General features: G+C 40.6%; 1 protein-coding gene. It reads left to right on the top strand.

Annotated elements, in window-relative coordinates; all coding sequences use genetic code 11:
* Positions 1 to 769 (top strand): transposase (locus P5683_RS25460; RefSeq protein ID WP_315669514.1); only part of this gene is annotated, 769 nt, incomplete at both ends.

Genomic DNA, 769 nt, shown 5'->3' with positions numbered 1-769 from the left:
TCAGCTTATGAAGAGGGACTCAAGCCTAATATAAACTCCATTAAAAAGGTTTTTACGAATTATGTGAAACCTCAATATCCTTGGATGTCTGAATTGTCTTCTAAAGTTGATCAATATGCCTTCATTAATCTAGGGGATGCCTTTAAGCGCTTCTTCAAGGGAATAAGCAGTTATCCTAAATTTAAGAAGAAAGGCCACCATGATAGCTTTACCCTTGACAATTCCGGAAAGCCATTCAATCTGTCAGGAACTCGCCATAAGCTGCCTTTTGTGGGCTGGGTTTCTACATTTGAGGCTCTACCCGAAAGTTGGGTTAAGAAAGTCACTATAACGCGCCAAGCAGGTGACTGGTATATGAGCTTTTTTGTAGAAACCACACCAGAAATCACACCGAAATTCCGAGAGAGAATCGGGGTAGACCTAGGAATTAACAATTTGGCGACTTGCTCCGATGGGACAAAATTCTCTAATCCCAAGGCTTATAAAGCAGCGACCAAAAAACTAGCCAGATTACAACGCCATTTAAGTCGCAAAGTCAAAGGCTCAAAAAATCGGGCCAAATGTCTCTTAAAAGTTCAAAAGCTACATCAAAGAGTAGCTAATATTCGCCGTGACACGATTCATAAAATAACTACTTTTTTGGCTAAAAACCACAGCCAAGTCGTCATTGAGGATTTGAATGTGTCAGGTATGCTGAAAAATCATGGTTTGGCTGGTTCTATCGCTGATGCTTCATTTTATGAGTTCCGTCGTCAACTAGGTTACAAGG

The organism is Limnospira sp. PMC 1279.21, from assembly GCF_032349615.1.
In the GTDB taxonomy this organism is placed as follows: domain Bacteria; phylum Cyanobacteriota; class Cyanobacteriia; order Cyanobacteriales; family Microcoleaceae; genus Limnospira; species Limnospira fusiformis.
Note: the sequence above shows the minus strand (reverse complement) of the source record. Positions and strands in the feature narration are given on the sequence as shown.